The sequence below is a fragment of the Mesotoga sp. H07.pep.5.3 genome, from assembly GCF_002752615.1.
Classification (GTDB): domain Bacteria; phylum Thermotogota; class Thermotogae; order Petrotogales; family Kosmotogaceae; genus Mesotoga; species Mesotoga prima.
In genome coordinates, this window is record NZ_AYTV01000004.1 from 64,330 (window position 1) to 80,286 (window position 15,957).

The window sequence follows — 15,957 nt, forward strand, 5'->3', positions numbered from 1 at the left end:
TTATCCACCTTCCAAATCTTTATTAGAAGTCATCATCGTTCTTGCGGTTTTCAGAATATATGCTACGAGTACTAGGCAAGTTAGACCCAAAATTCCAAACCTGAGCAGCCTTTCAATCAAAGAAAAAGGTCTGAGAAACGCTAACGTTATGTATTGTTGGAACGCTATTACTGAAGCAATTATAGCAGGCGCTATCATTGCTCTGAACTCTACGGTTTTCTCTTTCAATAATACGCTTACATTGAACCAATGGAAAACGAATAGACAAAAGTACGAGATTACAGTTGTCCATGCGGCTATTTCGTAGCCAAAGACAGGTATCATAAGAAGGTTCAAAGCTATATTGATCCCTCCAGCCATTATTGTCCCGATTGAGATTGCGAAAGTCTTTTTCATGTAGAAAGCAAAATTTACGTAGATCGTGTAAGAGAACTGAAAGAAGTAGCCAAGTGCGATAACCGAGATTAGTCTCACTCCTCCAAGATACTCTTGAGGAGCTAAAGCGATTGCCATTTCTGGACCCAACATCATTGTTCCTAGTACAATTAGTAAGAAGGCAAATGAGTAAAGGTTAGCTGCTTTCCTTATCCTCGAATAGTTTCCATGACTTAGCTGTGTGTAAGACCATGGAGCCCAAGCGTGGCTTGAAGCAGTGAGAAATATTAGTGGGATCATTCCAAGGTTGTAAGCAAAACTGTAAAGCCCAGCTTCAGTTGCGCCAACCAAAGATTTAATAGCTACGCGGTCAAATTGAACTAAGATTATGCCTGAAAGACTATGTGGTACCAGAGGAATTCCAATTCTAATAGCATATAACCATGCTTTTGGGCATACAGTTGTTTTGCTCCCTCTGAATATCATGACAAAACAAATCACCATGAAAACCATTGAAATAACGACATGAGAATAGACTCTGCCATAGTACTTTGATTCCACCATGAGCAGAATCATAATTATTGCCAAGGCTACTTCCGAAATGGCTTTGATTAAGTCAAGAAGTGACTTTTGTCTATACTTCCTCATAAAGATCAGATTGTGTTGGTAAAAGCCAAATACAAACGATCCGTATCCAGTAACAAAAGCAAACAGAAGAAGATCGGGAGTCATTTCAAACCATTTGCTTGCTCTTTCCAAGAAGGCAAATAGTAGAAGAATGCCTACCAAAAAAAGGACAATAGAAAGACTCAATACTGAACTTAAGTACTTTTGGTAATCTCTATCGAAATCGATTATTGCCCGGCCTATTCCAATGTGCAAATCTAATCCACTAACAATTGTCATAACTGCAACAATGCTCATATAAACTGAAACGGTACCATAGTCTTCTACCGAAAGCAATCTAGTGAAAATCGGCACAGTTATGAAAGCCATTCCATTAAGCGCGAAATTGCTAATCAAATACCAAAGACCAGATTTTGCTGTTTCGCTCTTCTTCAGAAAACTAACAGTTTTCTTCAACATTTACATGCACAGCCCTAGGGTTCTATCCGCGTCAAATGGAAACATTTTCTTTATCCTTCAGACTTTTCGGAAGCACTGTACAGCTTCCAACTTTGCACCATGTTCTCTACTAAAATAGAATACTTCTCCACATATAAATCTTCTTCTTTCTTTGAATAGCTATCATCGGAAATACTTCGAAGCCGTCCGGGAAGTAAGCTAGGAAGGCACTTTTTGAGAATACTCCTAGGAATGTCTTTGATAACAAACTTTAAGCTTTCGTTAGCAAAATGCTTTTTTGAGATCACCTCAGGCATCTTGAAACTATCCGTCTTTAGTAAATCTCCAATCTTTGACACTATTCGCAAGCAATTGTAGCCGTCAAGAAAACCGTATATTCTTTCTGCAAACTCATCAAGTATTTGGGCATTGAAAGCAAGGGTGTCCAAGTTATCTAATACATCTCGATATGTCTTGGCGAACTGAAAACCCCTTAGGAAAGGAATGTCAAATTCCTTTGGTACGCTCGAAGGTCTTAGTATCAATGTCGGCTTTCCAAAGACATATGAGTCTATCGTTCCTGTAGAAATCCAGGACATGACCAAGTCGCTATTGAAGATTACCTGATTAAGCGGAAATTTTCTCGAAACTCTTATGTTTCTGCAGTCTTTAACCATTTCTTTTATCGAATCGATTGGAGTTGCAGGATGTGGTCTCAGAATAATATACATTTCCTTTTCATGGAGAGGCTTCGAGAGGTTCCTGACTATTTCAATGGTCTCTTTCAGTGCTTTCTTGCTTATCCTAGAAAACTGTTCAGCTTTGGGAAATTCATGTTCGTTTGCTAGGTTTTGAATCTTTTCTTTGCTCCAGTAAGCAGCATTAAAGCTCATAATGAACAAAGCGATCCTTTTGACTTCAGGTATTTTCAACTCTTTCAGTAAAGACCGCTTTGATATATAGGTTTCGGTGAATTTATCTGTAAGAAGATCCGCTCTCGGATTTCCTGTTAGCCAAATATGTTCTCTTTTCGCACCAGCTCCTTCTAATCTTGAAGAGAAATCCTTCGACCATGAGACATGAAAAGCATTCTTTGCGAAGTCATCAGTTGGGTCAAGAAAATTAGAAGAATTCTCGGAGCCCAATTGCTCCCAGTGCAAATTAATGTAAGTTGGTGTATAGCCATAAAGAGATTCGTAGTTGATTCCGTAACTCTGGACGGTATTCAAGGAATAGAGAAACGGCAAAATCGCAATACTCGGTTTACTCTTCAAGATTAGGCTTCTCCTTGAGTAATTTAAGTCAGCAATAGAAACACTTAGCCCCTCTGATCTAAGATAGGTTGCCAGAAGAACCAACGAATCAAACTCCCTCACCTTGTGCTCGTAAAATGCATGGATATCTATCATCCTCATCAAATCCCCCTTAACTGCCTAGAACAGGTGCCTATCAAACCTCAACAAAAACTTCACAGTGTCATTCGTAACTCTCACACTTGAATCGTCTATGCGCTCGTGCACCGATCGTTTCTTCAGAAGTAACACAGCGCGAACAAAGGATATGGGATCCAACGAAAAGTATTTGATCATTCTTAAAGTGAAGTTTAACAAAATCCGTCGTCTATACTTCGTTGGTAGAACAAGAAGGTTTACAACTGCCTTATTAACAATGTTGTTGATTCTTGCCTGCTTCGTGTTAACCCTTTCTGATTCGCTGGGGTTATGAATAACAATTAGTTCAGGCGCAAAAAGAATCTCAACGCCCTGTCCTAATGCTAGGTATGATAGATATAACTCTTCATTACCATAAAATAGGGAGTTTGGATATACTGGAATTACCTTTTCAACAAACAACTGCCTTCTTATGAAGTGTCCTCCGCCTCGAAACGATAAAGCGTTAAGATCTCCTTCCGAGTTACGGTATACCTCTCCCTTTATTAGAATCCACTTTACTGTATCAACTATGTTACATGATACAATTCCTGTTTTCTCTCTGGTTTCAAATATTGCTTTTGCCTTAGCAAAGAATTCTCTGTCAATAATGTATGCATCATCATCTATGAAGAAAAGATACTTACCTTTGGCAAGTGAGATTCCGTCATTTCTTCCACCCGAAACGCCCCTATTCTCAGAATTATGCTTCATTGTTTTGTGAAGAATACTCGCTTTTTCAATAATTACCTTGTTTCTTGAACTTGATTTCTCTTCAGAGTTGTTATCAACAACAATCAGCTCCAAGTTTGAATACCCAGTACGAGTAATTGAATCAACACATTTTCTTAATTCATCAGGCCTATTTCTTGTCACAATTATGATTGAAAAGTCAACCAAGCAAGTATTTTCCATTCAGATCCCCTCTCTTACGCTCCTCTTATATTGGGCAAGGCGCTTCAAAATTAAAAAGAGAATTATCCAAAGCACTCTTTCAGACAGCATACTTAGCGTCATAGTGAAAATAAAAGGAGAAAATATTGCGAACCAACTTGCTCTCTCAAAAGCAATGGAACAAGCTGTTATAGCTTTAATTATCAAGATAATATATAAGATAAGTCCTATGAATCCGATCCAAGAGATTATGTCAAGCCAAGTGTTATGGCTATACTTGTACTTAGCCCCTTCAAGGGAAGTGCGTGTATACATCGGTTCAGCGAACCGCTCCCCAACTGCCAAGATTCCCACATCTTTAGTTTTCAGGCTGTGTAGATAGTCATACCACAAATCAGGTCGATTGGAAAGAAATGTATTCAAGTCTCCCGTACTATGGTAAGCAATTGCGCTACTAATTAATCTTGAACTTGAGATTTTTATTATCATCTCTTCTCCAAACAATAACAAGAATAGAAGAAAACAAACACCAATCAAAGTTAGCACAAGCACTCCTTTTATGCTTAATTTAGAAATCGTTTTGACAACTTGTGTAACAATTAATGAAACATATACTGAACTCATAGCAATCAGACCAGTGTTGCTTCTGGTAAGAAATATCATAAAAGTAGAAGATAGAATCACAAGTAGTGAAGAAATTCGAAAGTCCCTATAGTATTCCAAAAAAACAACTAGTGCAACAAGCAAGTACAACGCATAGAAGTTCGGTTCGTATACACCTGTGATCTGAGTCACCACGCCTCCTGGTGACCACCGATAGAGAGCTTTCCCGTCAATAATCTGCATTAATCCAAACAACAACAGTACAACTGAGTATGTTAGGAAGGACTTACGGATTATCTCGCTGGTTGTTTCTGTCTGGATTACTACATATTCAAGCAATATTAGTGATAGTGTGAAGGTAAATAATGAAAAGCTGGTGACGAAAACTATATCAAGTACAGAACGTAACAACAGGTAAAGAAGAAAAATATCAGCAATTCCAATTTCATAGAGAGCAACTCCTTTTCTTCTTGTGAAGAAAACGTATAAAGCAACTACAGAAAGGACAATCATTACTGGCGAGCTTCCGAGTATCGAAGTCCCTGTGTTGAAAGCAATTGAAAACATGAGAATCGTCATTGGCGGAACAGAGAAGATAAGGCCATAAGCCAAGATCAACGATATAGCAATCAGCGGTAAAACCGTTGCGTCAAAATAGTATTTGTAGATAAAGAAAACCACAGTCGCAATAACGACGACTGAATACCATCCAAAGGAAATTTGTAGATCAGATTTCCACCTATTCATTGAGCAGGAAGAAGAACGATTCCCAATCTTTGACAAAACTAACACCTCTTGCTTATGTAAATTCACCTCACGTGTAGAGACTCCCGTGCACAAAACAAGGCTCAAACAATTACTTCATAAACATCCTTTTTCCAACACCTTCACACCGAAAGCCAAGTTCTCTCGCTCTCTCTGGATCTATAAGGTTCCTTGTATCCAGAATGATATTTCCTTTCATGAGTCTCTTAACCATTTCCAGATCCAGCCCTCTATACTGGTTCCATTCTGTTAGTATCATTATTGCATCACAGTTATTGATTGCTTTGTATTCGCTATCTGCATATTCTATGCTATCTCCAAAGATTGTCTTCGCATTTTCCATCGCCTGCGGGTCATGACCCACAATATTGGCTCCTCTATTTAAAAGCTCTTCAATAATTATAATAGAAGGTGATTCTCTCATATCATCGGTCTCTGCTTTGAAAGCAAGACCAAGGATTCCTATTTGTTTGTCTCTTAATTTGCCTTCAAAGAGACTTTCTAGCTTTAGCACCATCCGTGCTTTCTGCTTTTCGTTTGAGGAGACAACTTCTTTCACAAGCGACATATCCACATTGTTTTTGTTTCCAATATCAACAAGTGCCTTTGTATCTTTAGGAAAGCAACTTCTACCATATCCAGGACCGGGATGGAGAAACTTCGGGCTTATCCTTCCATCCATACCCATTCCCTTGGCTACTTTGTGCACATCTGCACCGACAGCTTCGCAGAGATTGGCAATCTGGTTTATGAATGTGATCTTAGTTGCGAGAAATGCGTTACTTGCGTATTTTATCAGTTCGGCTGTTTCGAGATTACAGAAGAGAAAGGGAGTCTCTATCATGTATAGAGCCTTGTATATATCCTGGATAATCTCTCTGGCTCTTTCCGTTTCATAACCAATTACTACTCTGTCTGGATGAAAGACATCGTGAACAGCGCTGCCTTCTCTAAGAAATTCTGGATTGGAGACTATATCAAATGTATCCTTTCCGGATTCCTCAATTATCGCCTGCTTGATCCATCTATTAGTTCCGACAGGTACTGTGCTTTTAGTGACTATCACTTTGTATCCATCCAGATTCTTGCCAATCGATTCAACAACTGCTTCAACGTAAGAAAGATCTGCTTCACCATTCTCTTTTGATGGAGTACCGACACCAATGAAAACAACTTCCGCTTCTTTGAGTGCCCTGTCTATCTTAGATGTAAATGACAGTCTTCCTTCTCGAACGTTCTTATCCACTAGTTCTTTCAATCCAGGCTCGTATATTGGAATCTGGCCATGGTTAAGCATATCTATCTTTGCCTTATCTACGTCGACACAAATGACTTTATTTCCAAAGTCCGCGAGACCTGTACCAGTCACTAGACCTACGTAACCAGTTCCTATTACTGAGATTCTTTTGGACATTTTGCCCTCCTCATTATTTCAAAGGTTCTTTCGTTTGACTAGTTCTTCAATTGCTGTCACAAGTTCTTCAATGCTATCTTGCGAATACACCAACTTGATTTTCTTCTCTTGAAGGTCCAAGTACTCGTCATAGAAATGTGGGTCAGCTAGTAGATTACTATGCAATCTTGTTACTCTTTCTGCCAGTTCTTCGGGTGAATCAGGATCGAATAGAAAATCCCGAACATTCTCAACAAGAGCGATGTTTTCTGGTATTCTAGAGACTATTGCAGGAATTCTGTAACGCATAGCATCAAGAATTGCGTTTGAAGTGCCTTCGCGTCGAGAAGGGTGAATCAGCCCTTCTGATTGGTAATATACGCTTTCGAGTTCACCGCTATCCAAAAAGCCTAGGTATTCCACATTATTCGCGTTGTCAATCATTTTCATGAGTTCAGCAGAATACGATTTTTCACTAGTTCGGCCAATTATCTTCAAATGAATGCTCTTGTTCTCGAGGAGTATGAAAGCATTAACGGCCATTTCAATGTTTTTTCTTTGAGAGATGTTTGAGACAAGTATGAACTGGCCGCCTGTTGATAATGCAGCCCCTTGGTAATCTTTGCTGACTGAAACGATGTTATTAATAAGCATGGCACGACACCCTTTAGCATTCATCAAAGAGTACTGAGGTAAGCTATTACAGGTTACAAGGTCAATTCTTTTTAGGAAAATACCCCTAGAAAAGTTTATGCTTTCCGGATGGAATATCCTCAGCGATAGTACCTTTGCGAGACTCTTGCCGCATAATGCAATTCCGTAAAGCTGCGCAAAGCTAATTACGACATCGTATCTTCCCTTCAACTCATTCCTTAACTTCCCATAAATTTTGAGATTGCTTAGAATTTTTCCCAGCAAATTTGTTGCTCTGCTTTTTCGAAGACCTAGACCTTGAATGTTAACGCACCCAATATCCATGCTTTCCTTGTTCTTAAGTGCTAGAATTGACACACTGAATCCCCTACGAGATAACTCCTGTGCATACAGTATTGCTTGCCGCTCTGCTCCTCCGAAAGGGAATTCATTAACTATTATTGCAGCCCTCATTCGAGTGCTACTTCTAATTCTCATTGTCATCCTCCAGAAGCTTTGATAACGAGTTCTGGTTAACTCTAGACACTTAGCCACACAAAGAACTGCTTCTTCCACCTTGTCATCGTTACTACTAAATGTTCCGAACTAAACGTCTTTGTCTGCAATTGATCTCGAAGTTCTTAAGGTCACTGAATCAGATAAGTGACCATTGTTACCCAAATGGAGCTTTTGCATTGTCCATAAAAGCGACTGATCCAATTAGAATGCCCATAAACAAGTAGAAGGTAACAATTACGAACACATCGTTTGTCGCCCAACTTACAAAGCAAATACTGAGAACAGAGACAAAGATCATTATGTTATGTAAGACCTTTCTCAGTAATACTAGCCAGAAAGTAAGGTTTAGCGTCAGACCAATTATCCCTTCTTCCATCAAGTTTTTTGTAATCATACTCTTTGACGAAGTATCAATAGCTCCAAAGAGACTGTAGTTCCCAGAGCCATACCCGAAAAAAAAGTCGAAACACATTTCCGTCTCTCCACAGCCTAAAGCCCTCAGCTATCGAAGATTGCCTGTACCTAACTGATGAATCATTAAGAAGATTGATTCTCCTACCAAGAACCTGAGTTAGCAAAGAGAATCTTTCCCTGAGCTCTTCCGAAACAATAAAGAAAACAACTAGAATAAGTACGAACACAATGGCCACTAAGAGTAACCTTCTGGCACCTTTTTGAACCTTTTTAGGATTAGATCCCCGCTTCCGCATTTGCCTCACAATGAGCGAAAGTCCACCAACAAGCAACGCTAAATAGCCGGCTAGACTAAGACTAAACAGGATACATGATACATAAAGAGCAATTCTCAGAGAGTTCTTTCGATCTGATTCAACTTCTGTGAACAAAACCAAAGTAAGAAAGATTGCAAACTCACTTGGTTCAGCGAGTGGCCCAGTAATTCTCAGGTAATCCCTTTTCAGCAATGAAAGAACTCCCATTCCTTGAAATGTTGGATTAGTGGGAAAGAGATACATTACGTGTGTGTTACTAATCCACTGAACAAGCTGGATTAGTCCAAAGCATGCAGCAAAAACGCCGGCGAAAGTTATACCTCTAAGTAGAGCATCACGAAGTTCTTCGACTTTAAACAGAGAAGCAATTGCTAATACTGAAATCCAGAATACTAAGTAGTAGACTAAAGTACCAACAATATCAGCTATGAAATACCCGGGTTCTCCAAGCGCAGGAACAATACTTAGCATTGCAGAAAGCAGTGGCAGCAGGCATATCCCAAGTGTGAATTTCGAAATAGTAGCTCTTCTCTTAGCTAATCTGATCATAAAGATTACGCAAACCACCACAAAACCTAATATGGTAAACGAAAAGCGCCCAACGATGCTTTGTTGATACCATATTACCGAGAAAGCACTAATGAACAGAGCTGTACTCTCGATCTTTGATCTACTACTCATAACTGTTTCGATACTCTTCACTCCAATTACTTTTCCTCGCCATTATCTTAATACGGTCGACTTCCTCGGAAAACATTCTCCATCTATTCTCTAGAAATCCAAGAGCGTGCGTGGACAGCTTTGCTGCAAGTTCTGAGTTGTTCAGGAGGTGCAAGACTTCTTCTGAAAAGGCCTGAGGATTATCTTCAACAATACAGTGAGTGCCGTCAACTACTCCTTCTATACCTTCAATCCCCTTACTGGTAGTTACAACAGGCAATCCGTATGAAAGTGCTTCAAGGAACTTGATTTTTATTCCAGCACCAACTTGCATAGGTAATACAAAGACTGACGCACCATTAAAGTAATCTGAAATATCTTCTACAAAACCTGTTGCAACAACGTTACGGAAACTCCTCGACAATTTGGCTGCGTCTTCATTTTTGTCGTTCCCTGCGAGAATTAGCTTTGCAGAAGGTTTCTTTTCAAGTATATACTTCCAACAATTAGTCAAAAACCATTTCAGACCAACGATATTTGGATACCAAGAAAAACTCCCTGTGAATAAGATTGTGTTCTCTTTTCTTTCACCCAAAGCAGCTTCGTTCTGGCTGTTCTTTTTACGTGGAATCGTTATCGGCAGCACTGAAAGCTTTTCTTCAGGTATTCTCAGCTGCTTCTCAACAATTTCCTTTTCCTTCTGTGAAATCATATATATTAGATTTGCTTTTTGCATCGCTCGATTTTCGAATCTTTCCATCAATTTTGATTGCCAATACCCAAACAGCTTCTTTAGTGGGTTTCCGGAAGAAACACCGAAATGTTCCCACACTCTATATTCCAAATTGTGCTCGAAAATGATCAACGGAATACCAGCCAAAGCAGCTGGTGGAATTCTATCAAGATTATGAAAGACTCCAATATGGTCGACAAATACTAGTTCATATTCTTTGATCCTGGACACTACTTCTCGGAACACTTTAGGAGAGGAATACCGCATCACGGAAGCAGGTTTGCACGAGGCAACGCTTTCAATGATTGCTACGGGCCATGGTTTTCTTTTTAGAGTATATATATCTGCCTTTAGCTCAGGGAAAGGAGTCTCTGGTTTTTCGAAACTGAAGAAGCTGATTTCGAAATCCTTTGCAAGTTCCTGTAATATATTCATCGTAGCTATCTTCCCACCATCTGTGGGAGGAAAGGGCCACACGGATGTTATGAAAAGGATTCTTTGTCTTGATCTCAATATTTCCAGCTCCCAACTTTAGAGTATGGTTTCGGCAAAACTAATCTCAAGCAGGCCTCTTACCAGAGGCAAACCACCCGTAAGTGCTCTCAAGTCCACCTTTTAGTTCAGTTCTGTGTCTCCATCCAGCCTTATGAATCCTGGTCACATCAAGAAGCTTCCTTGGTGTTCCGTCTGGTTTGGAAGTATCAAACTTCAGCTCACCCTTGTAACCTACTACTTCTTCTATAAGTTCTGCAAGTTCTCTTATTGTTACGTCTTCTCCTGTTCCTACGTTGAAGAAGTCATTTCCCGAGTAGTTTTTCATAAGAAAGAGACAGGCGTCTGCCAGATCATCCACAAACAGGAATTCTCTCCTTGGCGTACCCGTTCCCCATATTTCAACATAAGGAGCATTGTTTACCTTTGCTTCGTGGAACTTTCGAATCAGCGCAGGCAAAACATGGCTTGTGTTCGGATCGAAGTTATCATTCGGTCCATATAGATTCGTAGGCATAACGCTTATGAAGTTAGTCCCGTATTGCTTATTGAAGTACTGGCACATCTTCATGCCGGAGATCTTTGCAAGTGCATAAGGTTCATTTGTCTCTTCGAGATATCCGGAAAGAAGATATTCTTCTTTTATCGGCTGAAGTGCCATCTTCGGATATATACAAGAGCTTCCGAGGAACAGAAGCTTTTTTACTCCGAATTCATGAGAGGCCTTTATGACATTACATTCGATCATGAGGTTTATGTATATAAAGTCGGCAGGAAATGTACTGTTTGCCTGTATTCCTCCAACCTTTGCTGCGGCGAGAAAGACATATTCAGGTCGCTCCTTCTCGAAGAACTCGCGTGTCGCTTTTTGATCTGTCAGATCAAGCTCTTCGAACGTTCTGGTGACTATGTTCTTATAACCCTCAGACTCTAGCTTCCTCATAATGGCCGAGCCAACAAGCCCATTGTGACCGGCGACGTAGATCTTGGAATCGGTTGTGAGGCCCGTGGATTGTGACTGGTGTTTGGTGGCTGGTGATTGGATATTGGTTTCTTTCTCATTGTCTGACAATGTTACTCCTCCTTTCGGTTCAGACTTCTTATTAACGAGTTTATCATCTTTGCAATCGTTTCCCCTTTTTCGATCAACTTCTCAAAACTCTCTTCGGAAAGAAAGCCCAGTCTCTTCGCAATTTCTAGCTGAGTAGTTGACTCTGCCAGAGATCCTTTTGCAATATGCAAGAAGTTGATCAATTCTCTCCGGCCTTTTCTTGCAGAACCCTCAGCTATGTTCGAGGGTATTGAAACAACGGCTCTTCTAAGCTGCGCAGATATTCCAAATACTTCGTTCTTCGGAAATGTTTCAGTTGCTTTATACACATCGGTAACGAAATCCATACTTTCTTGCCAAACTCTTAAATCACGATAACTCAACACCATTTCTCTTTATTACCCCCGTACTATCTCACATGTTTGTCTTTCCCTTGTTCCCAGAGTTTAGTTTTGCTCCTCTCTAATCACCAATCACTATCCACTAATCACCGTTGTTATACTGCCTCTTATACTTCTCATACTTTGCGGCTTCGAGATCAGCTTTCATCATTATCTCAACGAGTTCTTTGAATTTGACTTCAGGTTGCCAGCCGAGCTTTTCTCTTGCCTTGGTTGGGTCTCCAAGGAGTAACTCTACTTCTGTCGGTCTAAAGTAATCAGGATCTACTTCAACTACTATCTTTGCCGTCTTTGAGTCGATTCCCTTTTCTTCAACGCCAGTTCCTCTCCACTGAATATCTATTCCCGCTTCCTTAAAAGACAGCTCGACGAATTCTCTTACAGTATGGGTTTCTCCAGTGGCTATAACAAAGTCATCCGGTTCTTCTTGCTGGAGCATCAGCCACATTGCCTTGACGTAATCCGGAGCATACCCCCAGTCTCTCTTCGCGTCCATGTTTCCAAGATATAGCCTGTCTTGAAGGCCATGTGATATTCTTGAAGCTGCCCTTGTGATCTTTCTGGTAACGAATGTCTCTCCTCTTCTTGGTGATTCATGATTAAAGAGGATGCCATTGCTCCCAAAGATTCCATAAGCTTCTCTGTAGTTAACTGTTATCCAGTAAGCGTATAGTTTGGCAGCTGCATATGGACTTCTTGGATAGAATGGAGTCGTTTCTCTCTGAGGAATCTCCTGAACCTTTCCATATAGTTCACTCGTAGATGCCTGATAGAACTTCGTTTTCTTTTCAAGTCCGAGAAAGTGGATCGCTTCGAGTAAACGGAGTGTACCCAGTCCATCCGAGTTAGCAGTATATTCAGCCGTCTCAAAAGAGACCTTGACATGACTCTGGGCAGCGAGATTGTAAATCTCGTCTGGCTGTATCTCTTGAATAAGTCTGATCAGATTTGTTGAATCCGTAAGGTCTCCATAGTGAAGAAAGAGATTCACATCTCTTTCGTGAGGATCCTTGTACAGATGGTCTATTCTCTTCGTATTGAAACTACTGGATCTTCTGATTATTCCGTGAACTTCATAACCCTTATCTAGTAAAAGCTCTGCAAGATAAGAACCGTCCTGGCCCGTGATTCCCGTGATTAAGGCGCGATGCTTCAAAATCCTCACATCCCTGTTTTCATCATAATATACTCTTAAAGCTGGCAATTGCTCTCTCTCTAGAAAATGGATTAACAACAATATCCGTATCGCCTACTGCTTCGTATTCTATAATGCTTTTTATTGAATCAGCCAAAGCGTCTACGTTATAATCGCTGCACACAATTCCGGAATTCGTTTCTTCTATTAAGAGTGCGATCTCTGAATTCTCTGGAAGAAGTCCAAGAATTGGTTTTCTATATTTCAGATAGTGATATGTTTTGCTTGGAACAGATATCCCATAAAGGTCTTTCTTTAGAGATACAAAGAATCCGTCTGCTCTAGATAGATGTTCCTCATACTGCATATCTTCAAGATAGCCAGTGAAAGTCACGTTCTTAATACCTAATTGATTAGTGAGCTTTTCATAGTAATTCTTGAATTTGCCGCCGCCTATAATGTATAGTTCAAAATCAACACCATCAAATTTTCTCACAGCTTGTATGAGGAGCTCTATTTCTGCTGTTTCCCCGAGATTTCCTGCATATACTAGTCTGAAAGATGAATCTCTATTGAATGGTTCAATTTTCCTGAGTGACTCGGATGGGTTTGGAATCCAATTAGGGATAATCTTGATCTTATCATTACTTATCCCATACTTATTATTCAGATATTCTTTTACATCTCTACCTAGGACTACTACACTGTCTGCTAGTTCCAAAGCCTCCTCAGTGGCGCGCTTCATATATTTGAAAACCTTGCTACTCTCAGAAATATATCCGAGCTTTGCCAACACATCTGGATACAGGTCGTGGACTAGATAGATAAACTTCGATGATGCTTTTCTTGCGTGTCTGCCGACTAATACAGGAAGGCTTGGAGGATTTGAGACTGATAAATACACATCAGAGTTGGTTTCTTTTAGTTTATTCCTAATGTTTCTTGAGACAATTGCCGTCAGTATTATCCTAGAAAGCATTTTGTTTTTGTCAAGCCCTGGAACCTTAATTCGATCAATCTTTACGGAGGTTCCTGGCAATTCGTTATCCTCAAGGAATCTTGATGGATCAACATATGATCTGTTTTGACACACAACTTTGACATCAAATTCATCAGCAATGCCTTCTGCGATATCTGTCATAACTCTAGCTGTCGAAATAGTATCGGGATAGAACATCTGCGACACAACTGTGACTTCACGCCTATTTGACATCTGTCTCCGTCACCAATTTCAAAGACTCGTTTAGGCTCCGAAATCTAGGGAGAGAAACGAGCTTAAGGTTATCTGACTTGACGAATACGTCTCTTCCCCTGAAAGCCTTCGAGTCTGTTATTATCAGTCTGAGTTCTTTTCCTGTTATTTTCTCTGCCGTGTCTATTATTTCTTTGAGGCTATATGATTTGCCCATGCAGAAATTGATCTCGGTATTGCCGCTCAGGCTATCTGCCTGCATCATTTCGGTGAGTTTTACAACTCCATCTACGACATCGTCTATCCAGATGTAGTCGCGCTTGCTTACAAGGCTCGATTCCCAGGCTTCGAAGGTTTCTCCGTTTAGAATCGAGTGGACTATCTGGCCTACGAGTGTGTTTGTATTTGGAGCTATGATGTTGGTCGGTCTTACTATCACTGTTGTCTTGTTTTTCAGTTTGGCTTGAATCAGGTCTTCACAGATCAGCTTTGAAAAGCCGTAGAAGTTGTCCGGTTTCTTTTCGCTTTCTTCGGTTATTACTTCGTCTTGTATGCCAAAGACCGCGATGCTGGAGAAGTATATCAGTCCTTTGCATAGCTCTTGCCTGCAAAGATTATCTATCACTAAGTCTGTTGCAAGCACGTTGTTTCTGGACAATGCAGCCGGGTTGTTGGTTTTTTCGCCTGCAACGTGTATTACGATGTATTCTTCATCAAGTTTCAGGTCGGGATACTCCGTCTCTGCGAGATCGAAGTCAGTACAGACTAGCTCGAAGCCTCTGACTTGTAATGCTTCCTGCAATCTGCCTCCAACCATTCCCTCAGAACCGGTAAGAATCATAACCATCTTTCATCTCTTATCATACTTAGCCACTTCTCCCAGCGCTCCTAGTTTGCACTAATGTCGCTACCCATAAATATGTTATCTATATACCAATTAACTGTTTTAGTGACGCCTTCAGTCAGACCAACTGTGGGTCTATATCCGGTTGCTTCTACTATTCGACTTATATCTGGGCAACGTCTGCTCGGAGAGCCAGATGTGGGATTTTTGGCTTCAATGTTCAGGTTCTTTCGTAGTGCTTTGATAACTTCTTCGGCAAGTTGACCTATTGATATTTCCGGTTCTTGATTACCTATGTTGAAGACAAGACCTTCACATTCTGGATTCTCGGCAATGAGCACAAGCGATTTGACAGCATCTTCTACATAGCAAAACGTTCTCTTGTGATTGACAGAGAACACTTCTATCGAGCCGCCATCAGCAGTGTCGTAAGCTTTCTTAGCGAGTTCGGGTATCACATGAGACATTCCCATTCTTGGACCGTAGAAATTGTGCGGTCTGAATATTGTATAAGGAACTCCAGAGTGGTGACACAAAGCCTCGCCGTATATTTTGGATAACATGTAGCTGGTTCGAGGTTCTTCAAGTGCATTAACGGCTAAAGGTGTATCTTCTGAAGTCGGTATTGGAAGCGAGAAGTATCTCAAAGTTCCCGCATAGACTTCGCTCGTTGACGCAAACAGAAAACGTTTGAGATTTCTGCATTGACGGGCGAAATCTAGCATATTCATGAGGAGGGTAACATTGTTCCTAAGAACATCACTTGGTCTATTCAGGACGTGTTTAACACCAATAACAGCTGCAAGGTGATAAACATAGTCGTAATCGTTTTCTAGAGTAGTTATCCCGTTTCTATCAATGAGATCGATCTCAAAAGCTTTTACATTAGGCTTTTCAAGTAAACTCTGTAGATTCTTATCTTTGACTGCTCTTGAGAAGTTATCTACTATATGCACTTCATTACTTGAATTGGACGATAACTCGCATGCCAAGTGATAACCAATAAAACCGGCACCGCCGGTAATCAGTATCTTAGTCAAG

General features: G+C 40.4%; 15 protein-coding genes. All 15 read right to left on the minus strand.

Annotation, left to right across the window (positions count from 1 at the left end; translation table 11 throughout):
• On the minus strand, positions 1–1,461 hold the full coding sequence (locus V513_RS02505) for a lipopolysaccharide biosynthesis protein (protein WP_099771564.1): 1,461 nt from the start codon (positions 1,459–1,461) through the stop codon (positions 1–3).
• A gap of 50 nt (positions 1,462–1,511) precedes the next feature.
• Positions 1,512–2,855, minus strand: coding sequence for a surface carbohydrate biosynthesis protein (locus tag V513_RS02510; RefSeq protein ID WP_099771565.1), 1,344 nt, complete (start codon positions 2,853–2,855; stop codon positions 1,512–1,514).
• 18 nt (positions 2,856–2,873) lie between these two features.
• Positions 2,874–3,785, minus strand: coding sequence for a glycosyltransferase family 2 protein (locus tag V513_RS02515; RefSeq protein ID WP_099771566.1), 912 nt, complete (start codon positions 3,783–3,785; stop codon positions 2,874–2,876).
• Positions 3,786–5,150, minus strand: coding sequence for an O-antigen ligase family protein (locus V513_RS02520; RefSeq protein ID WP_099771567.1), 1,365 nt, complete (start codon positions 5,148–5,150; stop codon positions 3,786–3,788).
• Positions 5,151–5,223: 73 nt separating this feature from the next.
• On the minus strand, positions 5,224–6,546 hold the full coding sequence (locus V513_RS02525; RefSeq protein ID WP_099771568.1) for a UDP-glucose dehydrogenase family protein: 1,323 nt from the start codon (positions 6,544–6,546) through the stop codon (positions 5,224–5,226).
• Positions 6,547–6,564: 18 nt separating this feature from the next.
• Positions 6,565–7,656 carry a glycosyltransferase family 4 protein gene (locus V513_RS02530; RefSeq protein ID WP_180274809.1) on the minus strand — a complete coding sequence of 364 codons (1,092 nt, stop codon included), beginning with the start codon at positions 7,654–7,656 and terminating at the stop codon, positions 6,565–6,567.
• A 175-nt stretch (positions 7,657–7,831) separates the two neighbouring features.
• Positions 7,832–8,149 carry a hypothetical protein gene (locus V513_RS02535; RefSeq protein WP_143752413.1) on the minus strand — a complete coding sequence of 106 codons (318 nt, stop codon included), beginning with the start codon at positions 8,147–8,149 and terminating at the stop codon, positions 7,832–7,834.
• Entirely contained in the window at positions 8,088–8,957 is an 870-nt protein-coding gene (locus tag V513_RS02540; RefSeq protein WP_099771571.1) for a hypothetical protein, read from the minus strand. Before V513_RS02540 ends, V513_RS02535 begins: the two co-directional genes overlap by 62 nt.
• A 124-nt stretch (positions 8,958–9,081) precedes the next feature.
• Entirely contained in the window at positions 9,082–10,314 is a 1,233-nt protein-coding gene (locus V513_RS02545; RefSeq protein WP_099771572.1) for a glycosyltransferase family 4 protein, read from the minus strand.
• 46 nt (positions 10,315–10,360) lie between these two features.
• On the minus strand, positions 10,361–11,338 hold the full coding sequence (gene fcl, locus V513_RS02550; RefSeq protein WP_099771636.1) for a GDP-L-fucose synthase: 978 nt from the start codon (positions 11,336–11,338) through the stop codon (positions 10,361–10,363).
• 29 nt (positions 11,339–11,367) lie between these two features.
• Complete coding sequence (locus V513_RS02555; protein ID WP_099771573.1) at positions 11,368–11,733, minus strand: four helix bundle protein; 366 nt, start codon at positions 11,731–11,733, stop codon at positions 11,368–11,370.
• A gap of 94 nt (positions 11,734–11,827) precedes the next feature.
• The gene (gene gmd, locus V513_RS02560) at positions 11,828–12,901 is read right to left on the minus strand and encodes a GDP-mannose 4,6-dehydratase (protein ID WP_099771637.1); all 1,074 of its coding nucleotides are present in this window, start codon (positions 12,899–12,901) and stop codon (positions 11,828–11,830) included.
• Positions 12,902–12,923: 22 nt separating this feature from the next.
• Positions 12,924–14,093 carry a glycosyltransferase family 4 protein gene (locus tag V513_RS02565; RefSeq protein ID WP_099771574.1) on the minus strand — a complete coding sequence of 390 codons (1,170 nt, stop codon included), beginning with the start codon at positions 14,091–14,093 and terminating at the stop codon, positions 12,924–12,926.
• Positions 14,083–14,919 carry an NAD-dependent epimerase/dehydratase family protein gene (locus tag V513_RS02570; RefSeq protein ID WP_099771575.1) on the minus strand — a complete coding sequence of 279 codons (837 nt, stop codon included), beginning with the start codon at positions 14,917–14,919 and terminating at the stop codon, positions 14,083–14,085. The genes V513_RS02565 and V513_RS02570 overlap by 11 nt, the downstream gene beginning before the upstream one ends.
• 41 nt (positions 14,920–14,960) lie before the next feature.
• Positions 14,961–15,956, minus strand: coding sequence for an NAD-dependent epimerase/dehydratase family protein (locus V513_RS02575; RefSeq protein WP_099771576.1), 996 nt, complete (start codon positions 15,954–15,956; stop codon positions 14,961–14,963).
• Position 15,957 lies beyond the last annotated feature (1 nt).